Below are 23,180 nucleotides of genomic sequence, written 5' to 3' on the forward strand. Positions count from 1 at the left end.
AGATGTATACAAGTACACTCTGCAAGGCGGTACGGCATGTCAGAACAACCACGGAACACAGGGGCACATCTCGTCTACGGCGAGCTGAAGCGCAGGATTCTCAGCTTGGAACTCAAGCCGGGCGAGCGTCTCTACGAACCCGCGATGGCGTCCGAGTTGCAGGTGAGCCGCACTCCGCTCCGGGAAGCCATCCGGCGCCTGATTTCCGAGAGCCTGCTCGAACAGCAGGCAACCGGGGGAGTCGTGGTGCCCGCGCTGGATGAGAAGGTGATCTCGGAGCTGTACGACGTCCGGGCCGCTTTGGAATCCTTGATGGCCAGGGAGGCCTGCGCCAACGCCACCCCTGCGGACCTTGAGGAGCTGCGGGGAATCCTGGCCCGCAATGCTGCCATGGTGGAGTTCCCTGACGAAGCCATGAAATACGGGGTTGCCCTGCATTCGGCCATTGCCAGGATCGCCGGGAATTCCTGGGCACAGCGCTTCCATCAGCAGATTGCCAGCCAGGTTGAACGGTACCGGTACTTCACCAACAAGGCCTCGGAACGCCGGGATGAGGCACTCGAGAACCACCGGCTCTTGGTTGAAGCCATCGCCTCAAAGGATGCGGAGAAGGCCGCCAAGGTGGCCTTCGAGCACGTCATCGGCGCACGGGATGAGACGCTGCGGGTCATCACGGGCTCCGGACTCGTGGTCGAATGATCGGGGAACTTGGACGGCGTTCGTCCACTGCGCTCCTGATCCACTCGGCCCTCATCCAGGCTGTCACTTTCCTGGTCCGCCCGGCCACTACCTACCGCGCACTGGAATTGGATGTTCCCGGGTTCGCCCTTGGCCTCCTTGCCGCAAGCTACGCCGTATTTCCCCTGCTGCTGGCCCTGCCCATCGGCGGACTGGTGGACCGCCTCGGTGAGCGCAGGCTCATGGCGATCGGGGCCGCCGTCGTTCTTGGTTGTTCTGCGTTCCTGCTGTTCTGGGGGACGTCGGTTCCGGCGCTTGTAGCTGGAACGGCGCTTCTTGGCGCGGGCCAGCTGGCCTGCGTGGTGGGGCAGCAGGCAGTGGTGGCGAACAACGCTGCGTCGACGCGCCTGGACTCCGCCTTTGGATACCTGACGTTCGCCGCTTCGCTGGGGCAAGCCTTGGGCCCGCTGGCAATTTCCATTGTGGGTGGCGCATCCGTGCGGCCTGACACCGGCGCGATCTTCCTGCTCGCCACCGCCATGAGCCTGCTGATGTTCCTGACCACTTTCGTGATCTCCTCGAAGGTCAGTCGAGGCCGCCGTGCTCCCAAGGGAAGTTCCAAAGGCAGTGCGGCTGCGCTCCTCAGGACACCGGGCGTGGTGCGTGCGCTGGCAACCAGCGCTACCGTCCTTGCAGTGGTGGACCTGACCGTCGTCTACCTGCCGGCGTTGGGTGCGGAAAGGGGCCTGACCGCAGCCACCGTGGGCCTCATGCTGACCGTTCGGGCCGTGTTTTCCATGGTTTCCCGGCTCGGACTTGGCAGTGTGTCCCGTCGGCTGGGCCGGATGAAACTGCTCATCATCAGCCTGGCCATCTCCACAGCTGCCCTCGGCGTCGCAGCGATTCCGATGCCCGAGTGGTTGCTCTTCATCGTCATGGCGTTCCTCGGCCTGGGCTTGGGAATCGGCCAACCATTGACCATGTCCTGGCTCTCCGCCCAAGCGCCGGAAGGCCAACGCGGGCGTGCCTTGGCCCTGAGGCTGGCCGGAAACAGGGTGGGCCAAGTGGTCCTGCCGAGCGCAATCGGCGTGGTGGCGGTGGGTCTCGGTGCGGCGGGGGTGTTCCTGGCGTCAGCTGTTGCCGTGGGCGGAACCATGCTGTTGCTCCGGGGGGTTCGGCTGGACGACTGAGTCTGGGCTGCGAGGTTGAGTGAGCGACTCACGCGCCCCGGGAGTGCACAGGCCTGGCGTTCGCTGGAGGTTCCCCGACCTCGTGGATGGTGTGGCCGCTGCAAGCCGTCTTGGTGACGCTGGCCCGCTCGATGCGGGACACGATGAACCACCGAATGGCGTCGCGGAGTCGACACCATCCCACCAAGTACCACTGGCCGTTGGTTGAGGCGAACAGTACGGGTTCGACGTCGCGGATGGTGGTGCTCCCATCTCCCGATGTGTAGCGCATGCGGATGACACGTTGCTCGGACATCGCCTCCTCCAGAGCCGACCTGATGGTACGCGAAGAGGCGGGAACCGTGTTCACCCAGACGCGGCCAGCCAGTTCGTCGGCTCTTGCCCGGGTCTTGGGATCGAGGACATCCACGATCTTCCGGATACCGGCTGCTGCCAAATCGGCATAAGGTGCGTCGGATGCAGCGGATACGGCTGCCATGAGCGCTACGGCCTGGGCTGGGGACAGGCTGACAGGCGGCAGGGAAGCGCCAGCGGCCAACCCGTACCCACCCCCGGGTCCTGGGCGCGACCATACGGGCGCACCGCTGCTCTCCAGCGCATCGAGATCCCTCTTGACTGTTCGCACGGATACCGCGAACTCTCCCGCCAACCGCTCGGCGGACACCCCGCGCGCTCCGCTGCGGCGCAGCATCTCAGAGAGCGCATGGAGGCGTTCTGTGCGTTTCAACTTCCAGTCCGCATCAAATTCATGACACAAATAGTGACACACCCTTGTCCGTAACGCCTGCGAGGGTAGTGGCATGACAACTTCTACAAGCAGTCCGGACATCATCCTCATCGCCGGCCACTGGCTGGGTGCCTGGGCATGGGATGAAGTCCTTCAACACCTGCAAAGCGACCACTCACACGCAGTTGCTGTGACGCTCCCTGGTCTCGATGGGGACGATCCTGAGCGGACTACGAAGACCCTCGACGACCAAGCTGCAGCGGTCCTGGACACCTTTGCCCGACTTGGGGTTACCGAAGACCGGCCCGCTACCATCGTGGCTCACAGTGGGGCCAACGCCCCTGCCAGCCTTGTCCTGGACCGACACCCGGAACTTGTTCATCGGGTGGTGTGGGTCGACTCAGGCCCGCTGGCGACAGGGAGCGTCTTCGCCCCGGATCTCCCGGAAGACGTGGACGAGCTTCCACTGCCGTCCTTCGAAGTCCTCGCACAGCAGGCAAGTCTGGAAGGCCTGAGCACGGAAGTCCTCGAGCGTTTTCGTGCCCGGGCCGTTCCCGAGCCTGGCCCCGTGCTTCGTCAGCCCGTCGAGCTTATGAATGAAGCCCGTCGCCAGGTCAGGACCACCATGGTGTGCTGCTCGATCCCTGGCGCACAGGTGCTGGAGTTGGCCCACGCAGGCCATGCCATGTTTGCCGAAGTCGCAAGCATCGGGAATCTGGACGTTATTGACCTTCCCACGGGGCATTGGCCAATGTGGAGCCGCCCCCGCGACCTTGCCAAGATCATTCAGTCAGCTTCCACACGAGCCGACTGAACCAGCTCCCGCTGTTTTGGGAGGTCACTCCGCGAACAGTGCCGCCAGGTCGTCCGCCGTCAACGAGCCACCGGCCAGGGCGTCGCCTTCCATCACGTCGGCGAACAGCTGTGACTTCTTGGCCTTCAACGCCATGACCTTTTCCTCGATGGTGTCCTTTGCCACCAGCCGGTAGACCATCACGTTCCTGGCCTGCCCAATACGGTGCGTGCGGTCCACGGCCTGGGCTTCGGAGGCGGGGTTCCACCATGGATCCAGCAGGAATACGTAGTCGGCTTCGGTCAGGTTGAGCCCGAAGCCGCCGGCCTTCAGCGAGATCAGGAACACCGGAGCGGACCCGTTCTTGAATTCGCTGACAACATCGCCGCGGTTCCTGGTACTGCCATCGAGGTAGCAATACTCCACGCCTTCTTCATCCAAGCGTTCGCGGACCTTGCCAAGGAATCCGGTGAACTGGCTGAAGATCAGTGTCCTGTGGCCCTCGGAAATGACGTCTTCCAGTTGCTCGAACAGCACATCGAGTTTGGAGGAGCGCACGCCGGACAGCGAAGAGTCCACCAACGAGGCATCCAGGCTGAGCTGCCGCAGCAACGTCAGCGACTGGAAGATCGTGAAGCGGTTCTTGTTCACGTCATCGATCAAGCCCAGGATCTTCTGCCGTTCACGCTGCAGGTGCGTTTGGTAGACCTTCTGGTGCCGCGGGTTGAGCACCACTTCCAGGATCTGCTCCTGCTTGGGCGGCAGGTCCTTGATGACCTGCTCTTTGGTGCGGCGCATCATCAGCGGACGGACACGACGCCGGAGCTTGCCCAGTTGCGCGGAGTCCCCGTTCTTTTCCACCGGCTTTTGGTAGTTCTCGGCGAACCGTTTGGGGCTGGGGAACAGCCCCGGCGCAACGATTGAGGTCAGCGCCCAGAACTCCATGAGGTTGTTCTCCAGCGGCGTGCCCGTGATGGCCAGCTTGAAACGGGCCGGCAGCTTCCGCGCGCACTGGTACGCCTTGGACTGGTGGTTCTTGACGAACTGGGCCTCGTCCAGCATCAGTCCCGCCCACTGGAAGGATGCGTAGGCATCGTAGTCAATGCGGAACAGGGCATAGGAGGTGATCACGACGTCGGCACCCGCCAACGCTTCCACAGGGGACAGGCCGCTCTTGGCGAAAGTTTCACTGACGGTCCGCACCACCAGGCCAGGAGCGAACCGCTGCGCTTCCAAGGCCCAGTTGCTCACCACGCTGGTGGGCGCCACCACCAGGAAGGGAGCGCGTGGAGTTACCTCGACAGCGTCGCCCTGCGCGGCAGCAGCAGTCGAGGCAGCCAGATCCTTTGCCGCACAAATCAGCGCAATGGCCTGAACGGTCTTACCAAGGCCCATATCGTCCGCAAGAACACCGCCGAGGCTGTGCTTGTAGAGGAAGCTGAGCCAGTTGAATCCCTCCAGCTGATACGGACGCAGCTCAGCGTTAAGTCCGGCCGGGAGCGGAAGTCCGGTCACGCCGTCGTCGAGCAATCCACCCACGGCTTCACGCCAGGCGGCGGCCTGTTCGTCCACAATCCCGAGCTGCGCCAGCTCGTCCCAGAGCCCGGCCTGGAATCGGCTGATCTGCAGGGTGCCGTCCTTGTTGTCCGGGTTGTCCTGCAGCGAACGGGCTTCGTCGATCAGTGCGCGGAGCTGGTGCAGCTCCGGCAGGTCCAGCGAGAAGTAAGCGCCGCTGGGCAGCAGCATGCGGCTCATTCCGGCCGCAAGCGCCGAGAACACCGCCGCGAAGGACACCGGTTCGCCTTCGAGCGTGATCACGATTCCGAGGTCGAACCAGTCGCCACTGGCCGTCTCCTTGGTGGAAATGGACACCACGGGTGCTTCTGCGGCCTCGCGGTAATCTGCGATGTCACCGGATGTTTCAACTACGACGTCGGGCAGTTCCCGCAGTGCCGGGAGAACCTCTTCGGTGAAGGCCAGGGTGTCCAGGCCGCTGAGCTCGGCGGAGGCAGCGATACGGGGCGCACCCCAGCCACCGGTTGCCGACTCGGCCAGCGCGGACACCACATCCCAGGGCCGGCCGAGCGACTCCAGGATGCGGGCTTCCTCAGCGTCGTCCCGGTAGCCGCGATCGTCCGGATGCCGCCACAACGGTTGCGCGGTGACCAGTGTGCCGGACTTGTAATGCCACTCCCAGTGCAGCCGGACCTTGTGGTCGTTGCCGTAATTGGCCAGCAGGGACAGCGTAGGGACGGCCAGTGTAGGCAGCTCCACGGATTCGTCCGCGGCCTGGACCGGCGTGGACTGTCGCAGTTTGGGGTAAAACGAGGTCAGGAAGCGGCTCTCATCCTCGGCAGGAATCTGCAGGGTTTGGCCGTCCATGACGAACTCCAGGAGCTCGTCAGTGATGCCACCCTCGATCGGCGCCAAGGTGATCAGGTTCTTTTGCTGTGGCACGCCGGGCAGGGTTTCCCCCGAATGCGTGAAGAAAATACCGTTGGCCGGTTTGCCCAGGAAGCCCACGGATCCGGGATCCACGGATTCCCCGTCCACGGTGACGGACGGCGCAAGCTGCAGTCCGCCGTCGGGCGCTTCCGCTGTGCTGTCCGGTGCCGCGTCCAGACGCGCCAAACTCAGTCCGACGACGGCGGGTTGGGACTCCACGCGGACAGGCTCGCTGCCAGCGGAGTGAATGAGTGGGATGCCGGCTTTGGTGGCGTCGGCGAGGAGGGTCCAAAGATTCTTGGCAGCGAAGTCGTTCAGGCTCAGCCACATGGCACCGGATGGTTGCTGGCGGCCGTTGCTGGATCCATGGGCGGCGAGGAAAGTCTGAAGCCATTCGACGTGGACTTCGTTGAACTCCCGGCGGAAGCTGACGTAGCTGAGGTTGTTCCAGGAGACGTCGCCGCGGATCCATTTGCCCTTGGCGCCCATCATGACCGGGCGGGCCTTGAGCTGGCGGACGCTGCGCATGGGGTCCCGGCGGCCTGTGTAGGAGAAGTGGGCCGCAGGCTCTTCCACCTCGAACTGAAGTGCAAGCGGGATGCCGGCGGCACTGGGCGCCGTCCCGGGCTTGGTGATCAACCTGTTGAGGGCTTGTTCCCAGGCGGGACGGGCGGCGCTGCCCTGCTGCCCCGAACCAGCGCGGGAGGTTTGGATACCAGGAGCCTGCGAGAGGAGCTGTGCCCGGATGCTGGGGTGGTCCTCGGCAGTAAACAGCAGGGCGGCTACATGCTTGCAGTCCTTGCGGACAGGGCAGCTGCAGATCCCCACGGTGCAGCTCCAGCCGCTGGGCTTACGGACCAGTTTGGCCGACGTCGAATACGGCTGCGGACCCGTACCCCGGACCTTGCCGAGCAGAAGACCCGTGGCCGAATCAAAAGAAATTCCGCTCACGCGGCTGCCCATGGCATAGGCCAGTCCGGCCGCCAGGGAGCGGTCGTTAATGGCAGGAGTCTGAATGGCCAGTTCCCAGTTTTCGTCTGTGTGGGACGGCATGCGTCGGGCTACTTTCGGCAGGAGGTTATCTGTTCAATCTTAGTCAGCAGAAAACGGCTCCCAAACTTCGCCCTCCGTTCACCTCAACCTCGATTGCCGCGACGCTCCCGCGCGTACGTTGAAAGTGTCCGGAGCACCACCAGCTTTCAGCAGTGAGGATTTCCCATGACTACCAACGAGTACCCCGTCGTCCTGAACAAGACCAGCTTCGAAGCCGGCAACGCGGATGTAGTGGATTCCAACGTCAACGTCGTGAACCTGATGTACCAGGAGCTCCTCAACAGCGACGAAATCGCACCCGCAGCGCTCAACAGCTTCTTTGTGGACTTCTACCTGACGCAGGCACTGTCCGGCGGCTTCGCCCAGTACGTCTTCACGGCACCGGAACGTGAAGAGGTGGACTCCTACGTCCGCGCCGGCCTGGAAAGCATGGGCGCCACACGCCATCTGGACCTCTTCAACCGCACCGCGTCCGCTTTCGACGCCCTGACCGAGGATGAAGCAGAGGCCTACCTCGACGGAGAACTGGACGAGTCCGAAACCCCGCCTGCTTCAGTGGCGGCCTTGGACGAGCTCGACGGCGAGTTCGAGTCACTGCTGGAGGAAGAGGACATCATCGACCTCAACGCCGCGTACCTCCGCGACCAGTCCGAACTGCTGGTCCTGACCGACGAGGAGATCGAAGCGCACATCGCCGGGCGCGTTGCCTTGGTGCCGGACCTCGCAGAGCGCCAGGCCGAAGCCGAAGAAGAAGCCCTGGCCAACGCCCCCGAGTTCGAGGTCATCATCCGCGAACTGTGCGACGTTGCCGGCTACGCCCTCGAGAAGATCACCATGGGCGACCCCAACTACGAGCACGACGGCGTCAAGACCCTCGCCTGGCACTTCTCCACCGACCACGGCGACTACCTCATGATCGAGGACGACGAGGAGGCCTTCATGATCCACCCGGAGACCAAGGAAATCATCGCGGCTGTGGAGTTTGAAGAGTCCGAGGAATTCGCCGACGCGTAAGCCACTCGTTGCCGAGGTCGCCGGAACGCTGCAGAATCGCCGTTGCGTTCCGGCGACCTCGCCGCGTTTCCGGCGATTTCGGTGCCCTACGTCTTGGGCGTTGCCTTGCTGACCTGCCGGAACTTGACGAATCCCCACACTATGGACGCTTGCCAACAGGCCAGCAGGCCCATCCAGATCCAGTCCAGGCCATGCTCTGTGGCGTTGATGATCAAGGCGATGAGCCCCAAGGTCCACCCGAGTTCCTGCACCCCCAGGAACGTCAAGGTCGGCGTCTTTTTGCTGCTGATGTCCTGTGTCATTTTCTCTCCCCCTAGAGTTGGTTTGCAGTCTAGCGGACCCATGCATCGGCCTGGCTTGGGGTTTGGGCCGCCGAACACGCCCGAAAGCTGCGGCGTCGGCGTGCGCAAAAACTCCGCCGAGGGACCTTTTTCAAGAGCGTGCCTTCAAAGAGCGCGTCCTTCGTGCGCTCGGGTGGCGTGGCGTGCCCGTGAGTTCGCGGGAACCTCGCATGTTCACACGGAACCTTTCGGCGACCTCGGAGGTTTCCCACGAACCCGGCGTCACGCCTCAGTAACCCGAACCCGCAGCGCCCTTGATCATCTCCCCGGTGGGGCTCACCAGATACCAGACGCCACCAACTCCTTGGCCGGTCACATCCCCCGGGGCCTTGTCCTTGGCGTAGTAGTACAGCGGCATGCCGTTGAGCGTCACATGCTTCTTCCCATCCGGAGACGCGATGGTTCCCACTGTGCCGGTGACGCCGTCAACAGTGGGGGCGTCCGCCGTCGTAGTAAAAATCGGCCAGGCGTCCAGGCACGCGGCGGTGCACGCGCTGGTTCCGGAATCCTTGGCGTCCTTGGTGAAGAAGTAGAGGCTCATACCCTTGCTGTCCACTGCGATCTGACCCGCGCTGGAGGACGCCACTTTCATGTCGGCAGCGGCACTGGCGCTGGTGCTGGCGGCGCTGGGGGAAGCCGAGGTGGGTGCCGCCGAGGAGGTCGCCGCGGGCGGGGGAGTGGAGGTGGCGGTGGTCCCCGGACTTCCGCCGCACCCTGCCATCGCCGCGGCCAGGATCACTGCACCGAATCCAAAACTGAGTCGTTTCTTCATTTCTCGCTCCTTTGACGAGCCGGCCGGGACGGACCGGCGCTAACCCCTACGACGCCGGCGGGGGAAGAATGGTTCACGGGGGCTGAACCATTTGCCGGCGTGCGTCGTCGTATAGGCGAAGGGGCAGGAGAAAACACTGAGGGAGGTGGCTATGCCGTTGGACGAGGACGTGGTGGCGGCGATCTACCGCGACCATGGCACCGCGTTGAAACGCTTCGTGCTCAGCTGCACTTCCGATGCCCATCAGGCCGATGACGTAGTGCAGGAAACCATCCTGAAGGTCTGGCAGCATGCCCCGCAGATCACGGGCAGCCTGCGAAGCTACCTCTTCCGGACGGCCCGCAACGTCATCATCGACAACTACCGGAAGGCCCAGCGGCGCCCGATGGAAGCCGGTGAGCAAGACCTCCCGGACCACGCAGCGAGGGAACGCGTGGATGAACTCCTGAACCGGGTACTGATGGAAGAAGCGTTGCTCCGGCTCAGCCACGAGCACCGCGAGGTCCTGGTAGCCCTCCATTACCAGCGGTTTACCGTCAGCGAGGCAGCACTGCAGCTGAACATACCTGCCGGAACCGTGAAATCCCGGGCCTTCTATGCCGTGAAGGCCCTCCGAACGATCCTTGACGAGATGGGGGTGGAACGATGAACGGCCAGTCCGTCCACCAATTGCTGGGCGCTTACCTGCTGGGTGGGCTCGACGCCGGTGAAGCCCGCTCTTTTGAGGACCACCTGTCCAGCTGCGCTGAGTGCCGCCGTGAGCTGGAGGAGCTTGAAAGCCTTCCGGCATTGCTCGACGCCGTTCCGCCGGCTGACGCTGTGGCGCTCACCGTCACCGGTGGTTCCCAAGCTCTTGCACCGTTGGAGCCAATGCCCGGCACCCTTCCCGAGAAAGTGCTGGTTGACTTGTCGGCGCGCCGAAGGAAATCACGACGCCGGTGGGCGGCCGTGGTGGGTGCTGTGGCTGCCGCTTGCCTGGCGGTTGGTTTCCTGGCCGGCCCGCTCTTGAACCAGCCACCCAAGCCTGACGCGAGCTATTCGGTGCAGTCGGACAACGGCCTGCAGTTGACCGTGGGAATGGTGAAGAAGACGTGGGGCACGGAACTCGAGGTTGAGGGCCGCTCCATGCCCTTGGAAGGCACTCTTTATCTTTGGGTGAAGGGCCGGGACGGGGCTGAGGAACGGACCTGCGGTTGGACGGCGACACCGAGCGGCCGGATCAAGATCACTGGTGCTACGCCGGTCCAGTTGGCCGGAATCGCGGGAGTTGAGCTCCGCGACGAAGCCCAGAAGACGGTTGCCTCGATCTCGGTGCCGTGACCAGCTGGGGTGCCGTAACCAGCCGGGGTGCCGTAACCAGCTAGTTTTCGGCGACTTCGGTTCCCTGGGCGCGCAGTTCGGCCACCAGTGCCGGGTTCTCGCAAGCCCGGGCGAACGCATCGATCCGGCGCTCAATTTCGCGGCCAAGCAGCCAGCTTCCCACCCTCTCGGCCAACGGCTTTACCAGAGCCGGGCGGCACGAAAAGGTGTACTTCCAGACTGCCCGGGTTCCGCCGTCGTCGGGCGTGAACCGCCAGCCACCACCGAAGTTCTCAAAGAACCACGGCCCCGAAACCATGGTCATGCCCACATTTCGGGGTGGGGTGTAGGAGACGTATTCGCTGACCATTTTCAGGCCCATGCGGGAAACGGTCCGTGTCCGGACACCCTTGCCGGCAGCTGTGGCTCCGTCAAGGAAAGCCTGGGCCGAGATGAACGGGTCCCATTTGAGCCGGAATTGGCCCGTCGTTTGGGAGAGGGCGAAAGCTGTGTCCGGATCCAGGCGGATGAATCGTTCGGCGCGCACCTGGGGCATCAGAACCCCTGACCTGAGCCGAGGACCAGGAACACCATGAAGACAATGCCAAAAATGTTGACCGCCATGATCGCCAATCCGATGATCCCGGTGATCCGTCCCGCGTTCATTCGGCCGGCCCGGAAGACGGCGATCAATCCACTCACCACGGCAACGATCGCCAGGACCACGGAAATCCCCGCCAGCACCAACGCGCCAAACCACCAGGCATCATTGCCCTCGTTGTAACGGCTCATGGCGGAGGCCACCGCCGCAATGCCCAAGGGGATGCTGACCACGGCCGCGATCGGCGAGAGCACGGCAGCGATGATGCTGGTGATCCCGGCGGGAAGGCCGCGTGTCCCGGTCCTTTGTGGTTGCTGGTAGTAGTCGATCGGTGGCTGATAGCTCATGGTTCCCCCGGACTCCGTCGGCTAAAGCTTGCGGTAGGTGAGGTCGAAGATCATGCGACCGGCCTCGTGGGCCTTGTTCTCGAAGCTGGTCCGGATGCGGCCATCGAAGCGGGGTGCCCAACCGCCTTCTTCATCCACGCCCTCATTGGGACCAGTGTGCTCGGTGCTGACCGGCGCGCGGCCTTCCCTCACCGGGGCGCCGCCCACAACAGACTCGACGCCGGATTGCCACACCTGCGTCAGCGGGCTTTCCTCGCCGCTGCGCTCGCCTTCGTGCATGTTCTCGAACTCCGTGGACCCGGCCAGGACTTCGCGGACGTGCACTGCATAGTTGGACCAGTCAGTAGCGATCCGCCAGTAGCCACCCTTTTCCAGTGCCTTGGCAGCTACGGAAGCGAAGGCGGGCTGGATAAGTCGGCGTTTATGGTGCCGGGCTTTGTGCCAGGGGTCGGGGAAGAACACCCAGAGCTCGCTGACTGAGCCTTCGGGGAGCATCGATTCGAGGACCTCGGGAGCGTTGGCTTCCACTACCCGCACGTTGGTCAGGCCCCGGCTGTTGATCTTGATGATGGTGTTGGCCAAACCGGGGGTGTAAACCTCCACGGCCAGGAAGTCCTTGTCCGGGTTCTGCTCCGCGGCGTGGACCACGGCGTCACCCAGGCCGGAACCGATCTCGACGATCAGGGGTGCCTTGCGCCCGAACACGGCCTCGGCATCGAAGGTGTAGTCCGGGTGCACCGAGGTGTTGGCCACATGGCGGGGCACTTGGATGGCCCAGCGCTCGGCGTGCTCTTCCCAAGCAGCCTGCCTGCGGCCCTGCAATCGGGTGCCGCGGCGCACGAAGCTGACGGGCCGGCCGCCATAGGTTCCAAAGGATGCCTGGGTGCCGGGCGTGACGGGGCGCGGGGAATCTGGGGTTTCACTCATCACTTCCAGAATACTTTGGTTCGGGGTGGAGGCTCTGCGGAGTCTGGGCTGGGTGCTTGCGCCGGGGACGTTCCACGGTGCGGGTACCGGTGTTCAGTTGCGAAGCACCATCAAGAGCAACGCCAGCCCTTCGAGTCCTGCAATACAAAGCCCGAAGATCCCAAACATCCATGCTATGCTCCGCTGCCCATCGGCATCGCGGCTTTTGGCCAGCCTGAGACAGGTCAGGCCACAGACCAACGCCCCGAGCCAGCAAGCTCCGGTGGGGACCACGAGAATCGTTTGCGCAGCCATTGCATATGGGGGTGACTCAGCGCCAAACATGAAGAGCATCCCCACAGGGAAGACGATCATGAAGACAATGGGCACCCCCATGGCCAGTGCCAAACTCCAGATGCTGACATTCAATCCCGGTGGGTGCGAAATCCGCGCGTGCGACTTCTGAGAAGCCGGCAGAGGATGCCCGGAAGTAGTGCTGTGAGGTGATGGTTTGGGGGTCTTGTCCATGCCCTCAACGCTATGGATCGCGATGCTGCAGAGGCAGGTAAATCTCTCCTATGTGGATAACTCTGCCAAGGCAGCTATTCATACACCGATGGTCATATACCGCTCACCGGTCATATCCCGCCCAACGGACCCTCGATCGAAGCCGCCCTGACAGAATAGGACGTGTGACCTCCTCCAAGACGCCCGGCTATCGAGAGAAACCAGTCCTGCCTGACATCGCAGTGGACGCTGAGATCGACGACGAACCGGCCGCGGATCCCACACAACTCCGCGGTAAGCGCGGCCTGGTCTACTTGGGCATCTGCCTGGTACTGATCGGACTGAACCTCCGCACCGTCTTCTCCAGCTTCTCGGCGGTCCTTCCGGAAATAACGTCCGACGCCGGTCTGCCGGGTTGGTCGCTGGTGGTCCTCACAACCGTGCCGGTCACGCTGCTGGGACTGTTCGCGCCACTGGCTCCCATCCTCGCCCGGAGATTCGGGGCGGAACGGGTGCTTCTCGGAGCCATGGCCGTGCTCACTGCAGGCCTCCTGCTGAGGCCAGTGGAGTTCCCGGGAATGGGTCACTTGCCGGCACTTCTGGCCGGAACAGCTGCCTGCGGTGCCGCAATAGCGCTCTGCAACGTCCTCCTGCCCGGCGTCGTCAAACGGGATTTCCCGCACCGCCTCGGCCTGATGGGCGGCCTCTACACCACCGCGATTTGTGCTTCGGCAGCCCTTGGCGCGGGCTTCACGTACCCCGTGTTTACGGCAACCGGCCACTGGACATCGGCTCTGTGGTTCTGGGCGGTTCCTGCCGGCGTCGTACTTTTGCTTTTCCTCCCGCTCGCGATCCGCCAACCGTCCGTGAAACACCAAGCCGTCCACGGTGGCGTCAATGTGTGGCGCTCGGCCGTGGCGTGGCAGGTGACCATGTTCATGGTGTTGCAGGCCATGATGTCGTTCAGCGTGTTCGCCTGGATGGCACCGATCCTGCGCGACAGGGGGATTGATGGCGGAACGGCCGGGCTGATCGTCTCGTTGTCGATTGTGCTGCAGATGCTGGGGTCCCTGTTTGCCCCTGCCCTGGCCACGCGTTTCAAGGACCAGCGGATCATCAACATGGTGGTGGCGCTGATGACCGGAGGCGGCTTTGCCCTCACGATCTTTGGCCCCACTGAGCTGATTTGGGTCTGGACCGGGCTGAACGGGCTTGGCCAGGGTTCGTTGACTGCCGTGGCCCTGACCATGATCATGGTCCGGACCCGCGACGCCCACACCGCCGCACACCTGTCCGGGATGATGCAGGGCGTCGGCTATGGGGTAGGTTCACTTGGCACGCTGATGGTGGGTCAACTGCACCAGGGGACCGGCGGTTTCGAGGCGGCCGGAGTCCTGTTCCTGGTGGTGGGATCCTTGGCTGCCTTCTTCGGTTACCGGGCAGGCCGCGACCGCTTCGTTTAACGTTGGGGGGCCCACTCTGCACCCAAAGACCCCGGGAAAACGTGCAGAGCGGGCCTCGCAACGATCGCGGGGGACCTAGGCCGTGAGGTCCTTGCCCTTGGTCTCCGGGATGGAGAAGGCAAACCCGATGCCCACCAGCAGCAGGATCACGGCGTACACATTGAACAGCTGGGCCTGACCGATGCTGCCCAGCCAGGTCTGCAGGTAAGGGGCGGTGCCACCGAAGGCCGCCACGCAGATGGAGTACGGGACCCCGACGCCAATGGTTCGGATGTGGGTCGGGAACAGTTCGGCGTACACGGCAGGGACAATCGCTGCGCTGCCGGCGATGAAGAACAGCATCACGGACATAGAGACAGCCAACTGCCACGGTGAGTCCTTCAGCAGCCACGTCATGGGGAAGTGCAGGAGGGCGGCGCCCGCGGCGGAGGCGATGATGACGGGCCTGCGTCCTATGCGGTCGGACAGTTTGCCCCAGAACGGCAGGGCTGCGATGAACACTACGTTGCCAATGACGCCGGCCCACAAGGCTTCGCCGCGATCCATCTTCAAAGACGTTGCTGCGTAGCTCGGTGCCACCACACCCCAGATGTAGTACACAACGGTCAAGCCCACAGTCAGGCCGATGACCTGCAATGCCTGCTTCCGGTACCTGATGATCTGCGGCAGGATCGGCAGGCGCTTCTCGTTGGGAGCTTCTGCCTCAAAGGCTTCGGTTTCCTTCATCTTGGCCCGCATGAACAGGGCGTAGATCCCCAGGGCGCCACCGATCAGGAAGGGGATGCGCCAACCCCAGGCGCTCATGTCTTCCTTGCTCAGGACGTTGGTCAGGATGGCGCCGAGCAGCGTACCGGCCAGGATGCCTGCCGTTCCGGAGGTGTAGATGAGCGTGGCCCAGAAGCCGCGGTGTTCCTTGGGTGCCATTTCCGACAAATAAGTCTGCGACGACGGCAACTCACCACCGTGCGCCAGGCCCTGGATGAGGCGGGCCACCAACAGCATCACCGATGCGAAGGCGCCAACTGCCGCGAACGTCGGCGCGATGCCGATGAGCAGGCTGCCCACCGCACCCAAGGCCACGGCTACGGTCATGGACGTTTTGCGGCCGATCCTGTCGCCGATCCAGCCGAACACGAAACCGCCGAAGGGGCGGGCAACGAAACCGACGGCGAAGATCGCCAAGGTGGACAGTACCGCCGACGTCGGGTCGGCCTGGCTGAACAGGGCGCTGGCGATGAACGGTGAGAACGTTGCGTAGATTGCCCAGTCGTACCATTCAACGGCATTGCCGATTCCGGTACCAACGAGCGTCCGCGCGTGCGATTTTTGGACCTTGACGTCGGAGGACGTTCCTGCGGTGGTGGTCATGGGATTCTCCAAGCTGATGCGGGGACAGGGAGGTGGACGCTAGTTGCCGGCAAGGGCGGCGATGCGGGATACGGCGAGCTCGGCGTACAGCGCGGCACCGTCGGTGAGGACGCCGTCGTCGAACGTTGCGTATGGCGAGTGGTTGAAGGCCGACGTCGCGTGGTCGGCGCCTGGGGCAACGGCACTGAGCCCGATGAACGTGCCGGGAACTTGGTCCAGGACGCGGGAGAAGTCCTCGGAACCACTCAGGGGCGTGGCCATCCGGGTCTGCCTGGACTCGCCGAACATTTCGGCGATGACCTTTTCCGCAGTGGTGGTCTCGTCCTCGTTGTTGATGGTGAGGGGATATTCTTCGTCGTACTGCACATGGACCTCCAGCCCGTGGGCTGCGGCAATACCGTGGAGCAGCCTGGGTACTGCTTCCATCATCTTCCTGCGGGAGGCTTCGGAGAAGGTCCGGACGGTTGCTTCTATGCGGGCGGTTTCGGGGATGACGTTGCGCTTGGTTCCGGCCTGCAACACGCCAACGGTCAGGACCACGGGGTCGAAGAGGTCGAACTGCCGGGTGATCATGACCTGCAGGGCGGTGACCATTTCCGCCGCAGCCGTGACCGGATCCTTGGCCAGGTGGGGAGCGGAGCCATGTCCGCCGGCGCCGTGGACGGTGACGAAGAGGCCCGCCGAGGAACTCAGCATGATCCCGGGTTTGGTGAGGAACTGTCCGTGATCGGCAACTGATGAGAACACGTGCATTCCGTAGGCTGCATCCGCACGCCTTCCGGCCGCGTCCAGGACGCCTTCCTCGATCATGTAGCTGGCGCCGTCAAAGCCCTCCTCGCCGGGCTGGAACATGAGGATGACATCGCCTGCCAGTTGATCCTGACGCTCTGCAAGGAGAGTGGCAGCACCGGCGAGCATGGAGGTGTGGAGATCGTGTCCGCAGGCATGCATGGCGCCGTCCACGCGGGAGGTGTAGTCCACGCCGGTGGTCTCCTGGACGGGGAGCCCATCCATGTCGGCCCGCAGCAACACCACGGGTTTGTGGGCCGAAGTGTGGCCGGCGCTGCCGCGGAGAACTGCCGTGACTGATGTCGTTTCCTTGCCCAGGGTGATCTCGAAGGGGAGTCCATCCAGTGCCTTGAGCACCTTTTCCTGCGTGCGGGGGAGCTGCAGCCCGATTTCCGGTTCACGGTGAAGGTCATGCCGGAGGCGGACGATGTCGTCCCGCAGCTCCTTGGCGTCGGCAGCGATGGTCATGTTCTACTCCTGGGTTTATCCGGGGCTCTTCCTTAGAACATTGTGTGGTGACGTGCTTCACAGGCTCTGAAACATCTGGAAATATGCATTTTTGGCCGGAAGTACCAGAAATTATGCAACGACCGTGGGAGAGTTGGGGCATGGAACTCAGTGAGGAAGATCTCCGCCTGATCAATGCACTGCAAATTTCGCCCCGGCTCAGCTGGTCCGACGCCGGCCAGGTCCTGGGCGTCCATGCCACCACCTTGGCGGCGCGGTGGGACCGGCTCCGGGAGTCCGGAGCAGCCTGGACCACCTCCCACCTCACCGGAGATCCGAAAAACATGTGCTTGGCCATGGTGGACGTTGACTGCGACATGGACCTCAGGCCGGAGGTGACGGCGGCGCTGGCCGCCCTGCCCGAGGTCATTACCGTGGAAGAAGCAGCAAGCAACCGCGACCTGACACTGACCGTCATCACCCGTGACCTGGAGCAGTTCAGCGCGCAACTGCTGCCGAGGCTGAAGGAAATCCGCGGACTCACCAAGTACCAGACCGCACTGTGCACGCGTATCCACATCAGCGGCTACGCGTGGCGCCTCAACGTCCTCACCAAGGGGGAGCAACAGGCGGTCCGCGCGCTCGCAGGACCCGAATCCGCCAGTCCGCTGGGCCCCGACGCGAGCGCAACCCCGCTCCCCGACAGCCACTTGGCGCTGATCCCTTTCCTCGCCCGGGACGGTCGGGTCACCGCAGCAGAGATTGCGAGGGCGCTGGGGCGGAATCCGGCCACCGTGCAGCGGCAACTGGGCAGGGTCCTGGCCAGCCGCATGCTGTCCTTTCGTTGCGAAATCGCCCAACAATTCTCGGGCTACCCGGTCACCATCCAATGGTTCGCCAACGTCCCGCCGGGCAGGCACGAGGCGGCCGCCGTCGAGTCGCGCGCCATCCGCAACGTGCGTTTCGCTGCCTCCACTACGGGGCGCACCAACTTCACCATCATCATGTGGCTGCGGTCCCTGGCCGAGGTCCTGGAAATGGAGCTCACGGTCCAGCAGCGGATTCCGGGCATCGAATTGGTGGAAAGCGTGGTCATGCTGAACACGGCCAAACGCGTGGGGTGGATGCTGAATCCCGATTCCACCGCCACCGGTGAGGTAGTGGCGCCCTACGCGGAATTCCTTCCCGACGGTATTTAGGGGCTTTTTACTGCCCGCAAAACCGTGTCCAGGGTGGTGCCGGACTCGCCATCGGGACCTGTGACCGAACGCTTGCGGTCTGTAAGGACGTTGACGAACCACGGGTCACGGTCCAGACGCAATGCCCCTGCCAGCTGTTCCGGGGTGAAGAACATGCCGGAGTCGTGATGGTGGCTCCACGACGGCAGCCCGTGCGGATGGTGCCCCACCACCAGCAAGGTGCCGCCCGGGGCGACTGCTGCCGCGGCCATTGCCACGGACTCGCGCCAGGGCAGCAGGGGTGAGTGCAGGAACTGGGCCGAGACGAGGTCGAATTCGGCGTTGGGGGTCCATTCCGCGAGATCCTGCTGCTGCCACGTGATCCGGTCCGCGTGGCTGGTTCCTGCTGCATGCGCAGCTGCCCGTTCAAGCGCGACGGCGGAGACATCCAATGCGGTCACGGTCCAGCCCTGCTCCGCGAGCCAGATGGCATCGGCGCCTTCGCCACAACCAAGGTCCAGTGCTTTGCCGGGGTTCAGGTCCCTGGCTTCGGCCACCAGCTGCGGATTCGGATTTCCGCTCCACACCTTGGTCCGCTCCTTGTACATGCCATCCCACATGTCCACAGCGTTGTCCGCGTCCTCGTGGAGGTTCAAGCCGCGCTGCTGGGCGGCGTCGTGTTGGTGGGCATGCTCGGGCGTACCTGCGCCGGTGGGTTGTTCGCCGTGGAGGGTGCCGCCGTCGTGCGTCTTTTCAGTCATATGCCAAGCGTGCCGCGAGGCGTGGACGGAAGGCAATGCCTGTTGCTGCTTCGGCAAGTCTGAAGTAGTTGGGAGTTGACTATGGTCTTTCCGTGCGGGGGTGGGTAGCCTTTGTCGCAGATGCGCCCGTCGCGAATCAGGGGCGCCTGAAATTGGGGGATTCACGGTGATTCTGGCGCGAAAAATCAGTGTCAAAGCCTGCCTGTCAGGTGTTTTTGCAGCGGTGCTGGTGATGGTGGCAATGCCACCCGCACAAGCGGCTCCGCCGTCGTCGGATGCGGTGGCGGTCCCCGCGACTGTTCCATCGACAAGCCCCGCGACGGTTCAGGCGGCCACTGCAACGGCCCCGCGGAAAATCGACATAGCCCATCCGAAATTCGTGGAGCTCAAGAAAGACGGCACAAAGCTCTTTGTGGCCAGTCCCGAGGGCATGCTGTCCGTCATCGACACAGCCCAGGGTGTGGTGGCCAAAAGCGTCCAAGCCGGTCCCACCACCGCCCTGGCTCTCAGCACGAACGGATCAACGGCTTTCCTGGCGACCGGCACCAGCGTCACCATCATTGATGCATCTGCCATGACCGTGAAGTATTTGGTCCCTGTGGGTGACGAGGTGGCAGGCCTTGTGGTCAGCCCCGGTGGAACCGCACTGTATGTGGGGCTCAAAACCGCCGGCGTGAAAGTGGTTGATGTTGCCCAAGGCAAGGTAACAGCCCAAATACCAGTGGGTGGAAGCATCACCAAACTGCTGGCAACTCCGGACGGGGCCAAGCTCTATGCGCTCAAGGGGGCATCGGTAGCGGTCATTGATACGAAGAGCCGGACCGTTTTGGCCACGGACCCGATGACCGGGACGGACGGCACCGTCTCACCGGATGGAACGCGGTTGGTGACCACGCACGGGTGGGGCCTCTCGGTCATCAACACCGCCACGGACAAGGTTCTGGCCACTTTCCAGACGTTCCTGGAACCGTCCGCGCCCGTCTTCACCCCTGACAGCAAGCGGGCCTTCTTCGAAGACCACGGACAACCGTATTACCCGTCCCCGGGCCGCCGGGTCATCAACAATCCCATGGTGTCCCAGCTCAACCTCGAAACCCTGGCCGTCGGGCAGGCCACCCCGGACAGGCAGGAGCCGGGCACCTTGGTGATGAACCCGGATGGAACCCGGCTGTACCGGTCAAATGCAACGGTGATCCAGGTGTGGGGTGCAAGGTCCGAGGATTCCTCCATCCCGTTGGTTGAGGATCTCCAGCTCGGTGCCTACACCTCGGTACGGGCGATGGCACCGGACGGGTCCAAGCTCTACGCAAGCTCCGTTGACGGCAACGCCATCTGGGTTCTTGACACCTCCGGCCCGCCAAAGAACGTCTGGAAGGATTACAACTCCGACGGCGCCACGGATGTGCTCGCGCGGGATACTGCCGGCACGCTGTGGCTCTACCCCGGGGACGGAAAACGGGGATGGCTTCCAAGGTCGGCAGTGGGCTCAGGATGGAATGGCATGAGCCTGATCCTGTCCGCCGGCGACTTCAACGGAGATACCCATGCAGACGTCCTGGCCCGCGATGCTGCCGGTGATCTCTGGCTCTACCCCGGCAACGGCCGTTCAGGGTGGCTGCCCAGGACCAAAGTGGGCGTGGGCTGGAACGCCATGACCGCCGTCGTCGCTCCTGGTGATTTCAACGGTGACGGTAAAGCGGACGTCATGGCCCGCGACGCTGCGGGGGACTTCTGGCTCTACCCGGGCAATGGTTCAGGCGGCTGGCTTCCGCGTGCCAAGGCAGGAACCGGATGGAACCAGATGACCACCATCCTCGGGCCCGGGGAATTTGGGTCGCCGGGCGGGGACATCATGGCCAAAGACGCCGCAGGAACCCTGTGGCTCTACGAAGGAAACGGTAATGGCGGATGGCTGCCGCGCCGGCAGGTAGGAATCGGGTGGAACGTCATGACGGCGATAGTGACACCCGGCGACATCAACAGCGACGGCGTGCCTGATGTCCTGGCGCGCAACTCCAGCGGAAGCCTGATCCTCTATCGAGGAACGGGTTCAGGTGGCCTGCAGGAGGACCAGCAGGTGGGCGCCGGGTGGAATGTCATGACCGCCATCCTGTGACGCTGCTACGACGGTTGGTTCCAACGCTGCGCACCGGTTCCTGAAGCGCCGAGCTCGTCCGAGGGGTTCTGCAACGTGCACGACTTCAGGCTCAGGCAGCCGCAGCCGATGCAACCGTCAAGATCGTTGCGGAGGTGTTGGAGGGCAGCGATGCGGTCGTCGAGCTCCTTGCGCCACCGCAGAGATAACTTGGCCCAATCGCGTTTGGTGGGAGTCCGGCCGTCCGGCAGGGAATCCAACGCCTCGCGGATGTCCTTCAACGGCAGGCCCACGCGCTGGGAGGTCTTGATGAACGCGACCCGGCGCAGGGTGTCCCGCCGGTAACGCCGTTGGTTGCCGGCCGTTCGTTCCGCTTCGATCAGCCCGTTGCGTTCGTAGAAATGAAGGGCCGACGGCGCCACTCCGCTGCGCTCGGACAGCTCGCCAATAGAGAGGGGCCTGTGGGTTGTGGCTGGCTGCATGGTGTGGCCTTCGGTGGCGTGGATAGCGGATTGACCTCAACATTAGTTGAGGTTCTAGGGTAACCACCATGACCTCTGACACCTCAACGGCCGGGATACTGCGCCGCCCCTACCTGCTTGCCACCGTGGGGGCTTGCGCACTGGTGTTCCTCAGTGCGTTCGAATCCCTCGCCGTGACCACCATCATGCCGCTCGTGAGCCGCGACCTCGACGGGGCAAGCCTTTACGCCCTGGCCTTCGCCGGCCCCCTGGCAACCGGTGTGATGGGCATGGTGGCAGCGGGCAACTGGTCGGACCGTCGAGGACCTGCGGCGCCGCTGTATTCCTCCGTTGCTTTGTTCGTAGCGGGACTTCTGATCGCAGGCATGGCCGGCACCATGGAAATCCTGGTGCTGGGCCGGTTGGTGCAGGGTCTTGGTGGCGGTGCGATGACCGTGGCGCTCTACGTCCTGGTGGCCCGGGTGTACCCGGCCGAACTGCACCCTAAGATCTTCGCCGCTTTTGCCGCGTCCTGGGTGGTCCCATCCCTGGTGGGACCATTCGCGGCAGGCGTGGTGGCCCAGTTGAGCAGCTGGCACTGGGTGTTCCTCGGCGTCGTGGGACTTGTTGTTCCGGCTTTGCTGATGGTGGTGCCGGCCGTGCGTGGCATGAAGTCCGAACCCCCAGCCGAGCCTGTTCCCTGGGCGTTTGGCCGTATGGGGTGGGCGGCGCTCGCAGCCATAGCCGTCCTCGGCCTGAACCTGTCCGCTGAGGTGCCGGGCTTCGGTGGGGCGATTGCCGTCGTCGCGCTGGTCATTGCCCTTGTTGCGGTGAAGCCGCTGGTACCGCGTGGAACACTGACCGCACACCGCGGCCTGCCCAGCGTGATCCTGGTACGCGGGCTGGCGTCGGCGGCGTTCTTCGGGGCCGAGGTGTACCTGCCGTACCTGTTGACCGAGCGGTATGCGTTCACGCCGACCTTTGCCGGGCTGACCCTGACCGGTGCCGCGCTCGCGTGGGCCGGGGCGTCGGCGGTACAGGGCCGGCTGGGTAACCGCTTGGCCGACGATCTCGCCGTGAAGATCGGAGCCGCACTGGTGCTGGTCGCCATCATTTCCACGCTGGTGACGGCCGCGTTTGCCCTCCCCGCGGCTGTGGCCATTGGCGGGTGGATCCTTGCCGGCGCCGGGATGGGCCTCATGTACCCGAGGCTCTCCGTGATGACGTTGGCGCTGTCCACTCCCGAAAACCAGGGCTTCAACAGTGCGGCCATGTCCATCTCCGACTCCCTTGGCGGCGCGCTCTCCCTCGCCGCCACGGGGCTTGTGTTCGCGGCATTTACGACGACGAACCCGTTCGCGGGGGTGTTCGCACTGGCGGCGATCATCGCCGTCGCCGGGGTTCTCATGGCGCCGAGGGTCGCCGCCCGCGCGGGGGGTCGTGCTCGGGAGGGTGCTCGGGAGGGTGCTCGGCGGGGTGCTCGGGTGGGTGCTCGGGAGGGTGCTCGGGTGGGCGTGACATCGGCCGACGCAAGTACACCCGACACGGAATCCGAACTCACGCACCACGCCTGACTGGTGGGGGAGGTTGTGAGGCCTGTTCTGCAGGGTGTTCGTGCCGGGAGGGGTGCAGAGTGGGCCTGGCAAGGTGTGGGGTTTGGTTGTTGGGCCTGTTCTGCAGGGTATGTGTGCCCGGAGGGGTGCAGAGCGGGCCTGGCAAGGTGTGGGGCTTGGTTGTGAGGCCTGTTCTGCAGGGTATGTGTGCCCGGAAGGGTGCAGAGTGGGCCTCGCAAGGGGAGCCTGAGCAGCCCCGATGCAGGTCCGCAGGAGAAACACTGCTAAGCTAGGAACACTTGATGTGCGGTGACGCCCTGAAGCAGGTGGCCTGAAAGGCTGCGCGGCGGGGCATTTTTCATGTGAGAGGCACATCCTGCGTCGATGAACGC

22 protein-coding genes are annotated in these 23,180 nt (G+C 63.9%); 10 read left to right on the forward strand and 12 right to left on the reverse strand.

The features are described from left to right. The first annotated feature begins 36 nt into the window (after window positions 1-36). Together AC6JA3_RS03245 and AC6JA3_RS03250 are read left to right on the forward strand one after the other, a co-directional pair. Window positions 37-699, forward strand: coding sequence for a GntR family transcriptional regulator (locus tag AC6JA3_RS03245; protein ID WP_347782550.1), 663 nt, complete (start codon window positions 37-39; stop codon window positions 697-699). Beyond that, complete coding sequence (locus AC6JA3_RS03250; protein ID WP_347782551.1) at window positions 696-1,868, forward strand: MFS transporter; 1,173 nt, start codon at window positions 696-698, stop codon at window positions 1,866-1,868. Before AC6JA3_RS03245 ends, AC6JA3_RS03250 begins: the two co-directional genes overlap by 4 nt. A gap of 28 nt (window positions 1,869-1,896) precedes the next feature. On the opposite strand, the gene AC6JA3_RS03255 is transcribed toward AC6JA3_RS03250, so the two are convergent. Beyond that, window positions 1,897-2,595, reverse strand: a complete 699-nt coding sequence (locus tag AC6JA3_RS03255; protein ID WP_347782552.1) for a helix-turn-helix transcriptional regulator — start codon at window positions 2,593-2,595, stop codon at window positions 1,897-1,899. Window positions 2,596-2,668: 73 nt separating this feature from the next. On the opposite strand from AC6JA3_RS03255, the gene AC6JA3_RS03260 reads away from it, so the two are divergent. Beyond that, complete coding sequence (locus AC6JA3_RS03260) at window positions 2,669-3,409, forward strand: alpha/beta fold hydrolase (protein ID WP_347782553.1); 741 nt, start codon at window positions 2,669-2,671, stop codon at window positions 3,407-3,409. A 24-nt stretch (window positions 3,410-3,433) separates the two neighbouring features. On the opposite strand, the gene AC6JA3_RS03265 is transcribed toward AC6JA3_RS03260, so the two are convergent. Then, window positions 3,434-6,886, reverse strand: coding sequence for a DEAD/DEAH box helicase (locus AC6JA3_RS03265; RefSeq protein ID WP_026543450.1), 3,453 nt, complete (start codon window positions 6,884-6,886; stop codon window positions 3,434-3,436). Window positions 6,887-7,051: 165 nt separating this feature from the next. On the opposite strand from AC6JA3_RS03265, the gene AC6JA3_RS03270 reads away from it, so the two are divergent. Then, the gene (locus tag AC6JA3_RS03270; protein WP_026543451.1) at window positions 7,052-7,900 is read left to right on the forward strand and encodes a DMP19 family protein; all 849 of its coding nucleotides are present in this window, start codon (window positions 7,052-7,054) and stop codon (window positions 7,898-7,900) included. An 86-nt stretch (window positions 7,901-7,986) separates the two neighbouring features. Here AC6JA3_RS03270 and AC6JA3_RS03275 read toward each other — a convergent pair whose 3' ends face one another. After that, complete coding sequence (locus AC6JA3_RS03275; protein WP_347782554.1) at window positions 7,987-8,202, reverse strand: hypothetical protein; 216 nt, start codon at window positions 8,200-8,202, stop codon at window positions 7,987-7,989. Window positions 8,203-8,470: 268 nt separating this feature from the next. Beyond that, window positions 8,471-9,013: a COG4315 family predicted lipoprotein gene (locus AC6JA3_RS03280; protein WP_497919897.1), complete on the reverse strand. Its 543-nt coding sequence runs from the start codon at window positions 9,011-9,013 to the stop codon at window positions 8,471-8,473. 151 nt (window positions 9,014-9,164) lie between these two features. On the opposite strand from AC6JA3_RS03280, the gene AC6JA3_RS03285 reads away from it, so the two are divergent. Then, entirely contained in the window at window positions 9,165-9,662 is a 498-nt protein-coding gene (locus tag AC6JA3_RS03285) for a sigma-70 family RNA polymerase sigma factor (RefSeq protein WP_026543453.1), read from the forward strand. Then, window positions 9,659-10,333: a zf-HC2 domain-containing protein gene (locus AC6JA3_RS03290; RefSeq protein WP_026543454.1), complete on the forward strand. Its 675-nt coding sequence runs from the start codon at window positions 9,659-9,661 to the stop codon at window positions 10,331-10,333. The genes AC6JA3_RS03285 and AC6JA3_RS03290 overlap by 4 nt, the downstream gene beginning before the upstream one ends. 40 nt (window positions 10,334-10,373) lie before the next feature. Here AC6JA3_RS03290 and AC6JA3_RS03295 read toward each other — a convergent pair whose 3' ends face one another. The 4 genes from AC6JA3_RS03295 to AC6JA3_RS03310 all read right to left on the reverse strand — a co-directional run bounded on the left by AC6JA3_RS03295 (window position 10,374) and on the right by AC6JA3_RS03310 (window position 12,694). Then, window positions 10,374-10,868, reverse strand: a complete 495-nt coding sequence (locus AC6JA3_RS03295; protein ID WP_026543455.1) for a type II toxin-antitoxin system RatA family toxin — start codon at window positions 10,866-10,868, stop codon at window positions 10,374-10,376. Further along, window positions 10,868-11,260, reverse strand: coding sequence for a hypothetical protein (locus AC6JA3_RS03300; protein WP_026543456.1), 393 nt, complete (start codon window positions 11,258-11,260; stop codon window positions 10,868-10,870). The genes AC6JA3_RS03295 and AC6JA3_RS03300 overlap by 1 nt, the downstream gene beginning before the upstream one ends. Before the next feature lie 21 nt (window positions 11,261-11,281). Next, window positions 11,282-12,187 (reverse strand): tRNA (guanosine(46)-N7)-methyltransferase TrmB, encoded by a 906-nt coding sequence (trmB, locus tag AC6JA3_RS03305; RefSeq protein WP_026543457.1) that lies wholly within the window; start codon window positions 12,185-12,187, stop codon window positions 11,282-11,284. 93 nt (window positions 12,188-12,280) lie between these two features. Further along, window positions 12,281-12,694: a hypothetical protein gene (locus AC6JA3_RS03310; RefSeq protein WP_347782555.1), complete on the reverse strand. Its 414-nt coding sequence runs from the start codon at window positions 12,692-12,694 to the stop codon at window positions 12,281-12,283. 164 nt (window positions 12,695-12,858) lie between these two features. On the opposite strand from AC6JA3_RS03310, the gene AC6JA3_RS03315 reads away from it, so the two are divergent. Beyond that, window positions 12,859-14,136, forward strand: coding sequence for a CynX/NimT family MFS transporter (locus AC6JA3_RS03315; protein WP_026543459.1), 1,278 nt, complete (start codon window positions 12,859-12,861; stop codon window positions 14,134-14,136). 75 nt (window positions 14,137-14,211) lie between these two features. Here the strand turns inward: AC6JA3_RS03315 and AC6JA3_RS03320 are convergent, their stop codons facing one another. Further along, entirely contained in the window at window positions 14,212-15,504 is a 1,293-nt protein-coding gene (locus AC6JA3_RS03320) for an MFS transporter (RefSeq protein WP_026543460.1), read from the reverse strand. A 39-nt stretch (window positions 15,505-15,543) separates the two neighbouring features. Then, complete coding sequence (locus tag AC6JA3_RS03325; RefSeq protein WP_347782556.1) at window positions 15,544-16,761, reverse strand: M20 metallopeptidase family protein; 1,218 nt, start codon at window positions 16,759-16,761, stop codon at window positions 15,544-15,546. A 140-nt stretch (window positions 16,762-16,901) separates the two neighbouring features. Between AC6JA3_RS03325 and AC6JA3_RS03330 the strand changes: the two genes are divergently transcribed. Then, window positions 16,902-17,939, forward strand: a complete 1,038-nt coding sequence (locus AC6JA3_RS03330) for an Lrp/AsnC family transcriptional regulator (protein WP_167332899.1) — start codon at window positions 16,902-16,904, stop codon at window positions 17,937-17,939. Here the strand turns inward: AC6JA3_RS03330 and AC6JA3_RS03335 are convergent. Then, window positions 17,936-18,679, reverse strand: coding sequence for an SAM-dependent methyltransferase (locus AC6JA3_RS03335; RefSeq protein ID WP_431768454.1), 744 nt, complete (start codon window positions 18,677-18,679; stop codon window positions 17,936-17,938). The two genes, AC6JA3_RS03330 and AC6JA3_RS03335, sit on opposite strands and share 4 nt — an antisense overlap. Before the next feature lie 166 nt (window positions 18,680-18,845). Between AC6JA3_RS03335 and AC6JA3_RS03340 the strand changes: the two genes are divergently transcribed. Then, the gene (locus AC6JA3_RS03340; RefSeq protein WP_347782557.1) at window positions 18,846-20,795 is read left to right on the forward strand and encodes an FG-GAP-like repeat-containing protein; all 1,950 of its coding nucleotides are present in this window, start codon (window positions 18,846-18,848) and stop codon (window positions 20,793-20,795) included. A 5-nt stretch (window positions 20,796-20,800) separates the two neighbouring features. Here the strand turns inward: AC6JA3_RS03340 and soxR are convergent, their stop codons facing one another. After that, window positions 20,801-21,256: a redox-sensitive transcriptional activator SoxR gene (gene soxR, locus AC6JA3_RS03345; RefSeq protein ID WP_347782558.1), complete on the reverse strand. Its 456-nt coding sequence runs from the start codon at window positions 21,254-21,256 to the stop codon at window positions 20,801-20,803. 68 nt (window positions 21,257-21,324) lie between these two features. On the opposite strand from soxR, the gene AC6JA3_RS03350 reads away from it, so the two are divergent. Then, on the forward strand, window positions 21,325-22,809 hold the full coding sequence (locus AC6JA3_RS03350; RefSeq protein ID WP_035761429.1) for an MFS transporter: 1,485 nt from the start codon (window positions 21,325-21,327) through the stop codon (window positions 22,807-22,809). The last annotated feature ends 371 nt before the right edge of the window (window positions 22,810-23,180 follow it).

Source organism: Arthrobacter sp. TmtSoilC79, assembly GCF_059739405.1.